Origin of the sequence: Streptococcus suis (genome assembly GCF_016743335.1) — a bacterium.
In the GTDB taxonomy this organism is placed as follows: Bacteria; Bacillota; Bacilli; order Lactobacillales; family Streptococcaceae; genus Streptococcus; species Streptococcus suis_Y.
Genome location: NZ_WCJE01000073.1, coordinates 1 through 4,570, shown reverse-complemented (window position 1 = coordinate 4,570; position 4,570 = coordinate 1). Strand labels below are relative to the sequence as shown.

At 36.8% G+C, this 4,570-nt stretch carries 3 protein-coding genes; all 3 read left to right on the top strand.

The annotated features are described in order from the left end of the window. Positions 1–95 precede the first annotated feature (95 nt). Positions 96–923 (top strand): MurR/RpiR family transcriptional regulator, encoded by an 828-nt coding sequence (locus F9856_RS11705; protein WP_202106698.1) that lies wholly within the window; start codon positions 96–98, stop codon positions 921–923. 142 nt (positions 924–1,065) lie between these two features. Continuing rightward, a complete protein-coding gene (locus F9856_RS11700) occupies positions 1,066–2,946 on the top strand; it encodes a beta-glucoside-specific PTS transporter subunit IIABC (protein ID WP_202106697.1) in 1,881 nt (626 codons plus the stop codon). 5 nt (positions 2,947–2,951) lie between these two features. Then, positions 2,952–4,352, top strand: coding sequence for a 6-phospho-beta-glucosidase (locus F9856_RS11695; protein ID WP_202106696.1), 1,401 nt, complete (start codon positions 2,952–2,954; stop codon positions 4,350–4,352). Positions 4,353–4,570 lie beyond the last annotated feature (218 nt).

Sequence of the window (4,570 nt, the reverse complement as noted above, 5' to 3'; positions counted from 1 at the left end):
GTTTTAAGAAACAGTATTAGTGGTATCTGAACATACTCAATATACATATGTGATAAAGCATTTCTTGAGTATTAAATAAAAAAAATAATAATAATATGTTAGTTGATAAATTACAAGAGCAGTCTGATTTGACTCCACAAGAACAAGTGGTTGCATCCTATATTTTGGAGAATATGAAAATAATCCCCGCCCTTTCAGCTCAAGGATTGGCAGAACAATCATTTACAAGTAAGGCGACGGTTGTTCGTTTGTGTCAAAAACTGGGATTTTCAGGGTTTCAAGAGTTTAAATTACAATTATTAGCTGAATGGCATGAGAAGCAACGGCTTGATGCATTACTGTCAAAAGAGCCAATTTCATCCAATACAAATTCTGAGGATCTTTTGGATATCCTTCCTCAGATTTACGATAAAGCTTTAACCAATACTCGATATGCTTTAAGAAAGCAACAACTTCCAAAGCTGTTAAAATTTATAGAGCAATCAGAACTGGTAATTTTCTTAGGGACTGGTATTTCGTATATCTCGGCACAAGCTGCCGCATTCAAGTTTTCAAATCTAGGGCTACAAGCAACGGCTATGGAATCCCTTAACAAGCATTTTCTTGCACTCAATAAAGATAAGAAAATAGTGTTCTTCCTAATCAGTTTTACTGGAAAAAATGAAACCATTCTTCAGATGGCGCGATACTTAAAACAGGAGGGGTTTTATCCCATTGTTGGCTTGGTTGGTCCCTATTTTGAACAATTAAAGCCTTACTGTCATGAGATTATTGAATTGCCCAATCGTGAAAGCTTGATTGGTTTGGATGTTGTTAGCAGCAATATCAGCTTGACCTATATCATAGATATTCTATTTTCAATGTATCTAGCTAATACGTATGATGCGCAAGTTAAAGCAAGTCTTTCTAACCGACTAAAATAAACTAATTTGGACCTTTGTTACAGAAAGCAAAGGTTTTATTAATTGAATTTTGGACCATTTGACCAAAATATCGATTAGAAATTGTAAGCGTTATCTATAATTGTTATACTAGCCCTGTCAAAAAGACATTAGGGAGGAAAATATGAAAAAATATCAAGCCTTAGCACAAGATATTGTTGAGCATATCGGTGGAAAAGATAATGTCACAGGACTTGTCCACTGTATCACACGCCTACGCTTTAATCTAGTTGATGAATCAAAAGCAGATGATGATTATCTAAAGGCACTAGATGGCGTTGTAACTGTCATGAAAAGTGGAGGACAGTATCAAGTTGTTATCGGTAACCATGTTGCCGATGTCTATGAAGAAGTTCTGCCTTTGCTGAATATTACAGATTCTAAAGTGAGTACCCAGCCAGTAAATGGAACATTATTCGATAGAATGATTGATACGATTTCTGGAATTTTTCAGCCAGTTCTAGGCATTATGGCTGCTTGTGGAATGGTTAAAGGTTTCAATACCTTGTTTGTTACCTTAGGTCTATATGAAAACTCAAGTGGTATCTATCAGATTTTGAATGCTGTTGGAGATGCTATGTTTACCTTTATACCTCTGTTTCTAGGATATACGGCGGCGAAAAAATTTAAGTTGAAACCAATGCTTGGTTTAGCAATTGGAGCGGCTCTCTGTTATCCAGCAATTCAAGCAAGTAGTTTATCCGCAAATTCAGAAGCTTTGTTTACTTTATTTGAAGGTAGCGTTCTAGCTTCACCAGTCTATATCAATTTTCTTGGTATCCCAGTAATTGCGATTGATTATACAGGAACAGTTATTCCTGTTATTCTAGCAGTTTGGTTTGCTTCAAAATGTGAACGGGTATATAATCGTCTCATTCCAGACTTGGTGAAATTCTTCTTTGTGCCAATGTTAACGATGTTAACCGTTATTCCTGTTACTTTATTGGTGTTGGGTCCTTTGGCAACATTTGGTTCAACCTTAATTTCTCAATTTACTCTTGCAGTGCGTGATATCAGTCCACTTCTAGCAGGAGCGTTAGTTGGAGCAACTTGGCAAATTCTAGTCATTTTTGGTCTTCATTGGGGCTTTATTCCAGTCTATATCAATAATGTAATGACATTGGGTTATGATAATGTCATGATGCCATTCTTTGCTTGTACCTTTGCAACATCAGCAGTAGTTTTGGGTATATATTTCAAGACGAAGAACCAAAAACTGAAAGAAATGGCTATTCCTAACTTTATTTCAGGAATCTTTGGTATTACGGAACCAGCTATTTACGGAATGTTGTTACCATTGAAAAAACCATTCATTATCAGTTGTATAGCAGGTGGAATTGGTGGTGCTTTCTATGGACACTTTAATTTTAGAAAATTTATTATGGGCGGCATGGGCATTTTCGAATTGCCGAATATGATGAATCCTGATGGAAGCATGGGGAATATCATCGTTGCTTTAGTAGGGATTGTTATATCGATGGTTGTCGGCCTGAGCTTAACCTTAATGTTCTATAAAGAAGATGAAGTAGTGCAGAATGATTCAGAAGAAAAGGACACTATTCTTTTGAGCCCTTTGGAAGGTGAAGTTGTTCCACTCGAAAGTATTGAAGACCAAGCTTTTGCTTCTGGCATGATGGGGAAAGGCTTGGCAATCATTCCGAGTCAAGGAACTTTAAAATCTCCTGTTGATGGTGAGGTTATAGCATTATTTCCGACAGGTCACGCCATCGGAATAAAGAGCAATAGTGGAATGGAGATACTGATTCATATTGGAATGGATACGGTACAGTTAAATGGTAGAGGCTTTTCAACTAAAGTGACTGTTGGTGATCACGTTCAAAAAGGTCAAGTATTAATCGAATTTGAACAGGAACTTATTCAATCAGAAGGCTACTCACTGGTAACTCCAGTTCTAGTTACAAATTGGGAAGAGTTTTCTGATATGACATTAGAAAATCAAAGGGATGTCACATTTGGTCAAAAGTTGATATCTGTTAGAAAGTAGATAGTATGGACAATGATTTTTTATGGGGAGTCGCAACAGCTGCCAATCAGTGTGAAGGTGGTATAGAACAGCGAGGGAAGGCTTTAGTTGATGTTATTCCATTTGGAGAGCAGCGTTTGGGTGTTATGAAAGGTGAAATTTGTCATAATACTCTTCAGAACGATACCTATTTTCCCGGAAGACGAGCCATCAATATGGCAGAGAGCTATGATGCGGACATTGATTTATTGATAAAGTTAGGAATAAATGCCTATCGGTTCTCCTTTTCTTGGTCACGTATTTTTCCAAATGGTAATGAAGACAAGCCGAATCCTAGTGGGCTAGCCTTCTACGATAAGATTATTAATAGGCTTTTAGACAATGGTATTGAGCCGATAGTAACAATTTGTCATTTCGACCTCCCTCTTTATTTGGTAGAAGAATTTGGTGGATGGGGAGATAGGCAGGTTGTTGATTATTATTTGAATTACTGTGAATCCTTATTCCAGCATTTTAAAGGACGCATCAAGTATTGGATAACATTTAATGAAATCAATATGATTTTACACTTGCCGTTTTTAGCCGCAGGTTTGTATGTATCAGATAAATCTTACCCTTTGGAGTACATTTATCAAGCAGCTCACCATCAGTTAATTGCCTCAGCTAAAGCGACTAAGTTAGCCCATGACATTTCAAAAGAGAATAAAATTGGCTGTATGCTAGCAGCTGGTAAGGTTTATCCTTATTCAGCAAATCCAGAAGATGTTTGGTTAGCTTTGGAAAAAGATAGGGAAAACTATTTCTTTACAGATGTTCAAGTTAGGGGAGAGTATCCTACTTATGCACAAAAGTTTTTTGAGAAGAATAAGATCCAGCTTTCAATCCTTGAGGAAGACTTACGAATATTAAAAGAATACACAGTAGATTATATCAGTCTATCTTATTACAATAGCCGTTGTGTATCAGCTGATGCTTCTCTAGCAACAAATTCAGGTAACTTATTTGCATCCGTTTCAAATCCGTACCTAGAAACGAGTCAGTGGGGCTGGCCAATTGATCCTCTTGGATTTAGAATCACATTGAACGACTTATTTGATCGCTATCAAAAACCTCTGCTCGTAGTAGAGAATGGTTTGGGTGCGATTGATTCGTTGGATGAACAGAGTGTGATTGATGATTCCTACCGGATTAACTATCTATCAGATCATATTACTGCTCTATTAAAGGCAAAAGATGAGGATGGTGTTCCTATATTAGGTTACACGATGTGGTCAGGGATTGATATCATCAGCGCAACAGGAGGACAAATGTCGAAACGATATGGTTTGATATATGTAGATATGGATGACCAAGGACAAGGAACCTTGAACCGAATACCAAAAGCATCCTATCATTGGTATCGAGAAATGATTAGAGAAAATCGATAGATAATTGAAACAACCGAGCAACACCCCCTAGTTGCTCGGTTGTTTCAGTTTTAAGGATGAAAGGGAAACTGAGATTAAAATATCCCTACTCAGCGAAGAAATAATATTTTGGTCAACAATTGGTCAACCTCTGATGTTTTTATATACTGAAGATAATGACGAAGTCTTGGTGTATCAATAATTTTGAAACTAGTTTAAACTTATTTTAACGTAAATAT